Origin of the sequence: Ferruginivarius sediminum (assembly GCF_003344765.1) — a bacterium.
GTDB classification, from domain to species: Bacteria; Pseudomonadota; Alphaproteobacteria; order Kiloniellales; family Rhodovibrionaceae; genus Ferruginivarius; species Ferruginivarius sediminum.
In genome coordinates, this window is sequence record NZ_QPMH01000063.1 from 1 (window position 1) to 527 (window position 527).

Here is a 527-nt window from a genome sequence, read left to right on the forward strand (position 1 = left end):
TTTGGTTTTCTGGTTGTCCTGTTGAAATGAAGATTTTGCTGGTTTCACTTATTTTCTAAATCGTATATATCCGGGTCTCTGGTTTTGTTAAGGTAACGGTTCTGGTAAGCTTACTTTGCTTGTTAAGTAAAGTGAAGGGCTAATACGAGAGACGTTCGATTTATTGCGTTTTTATTGTGATTTGGGATTATTTTCACCCGATTGTTATTCACACGCGTCCATCGTTCGTTTTGTGGAGCTAAGCCCCGACCCAAGACCCACCAACAAGCAAAAGAAGGGGAAAGAGGATAAAAAACCGGATTGAAAGATTTCCGCCACATGCGCCCGCAGCATAAATGCAATTTCCAGTTTTCCTCCTCTCGGAGCGGAGGAAAACTGGAAAATCGACTTTACCGCCGATGGGAGCGGCCGTAAAGCTGCAATTGCCAGATTTCCTCCTCTCGGAGCGGAGGAAAGCTGGAAAATCCAGTTTACCGCCGATGAGAGGGGCGGTAAAGCTGCAACTGCCAGTTTTCCTACTCTCACAG

Annotated in this window: 1 protein-coding gene; it reads right to left on the reverse strand. The window is 45.5% G+C overall.

Annotated elements, in window-relative coordinates:
* Positions 1-204: 204 nt before the first annotated feature.
* A partial coding sequence (locus DRB17_RS20615) for a hypothetical protein (protein ID WP_206607963.1) occupies positions 205-527 on the reverse strand: 323 nt, incomplete at its 5' end.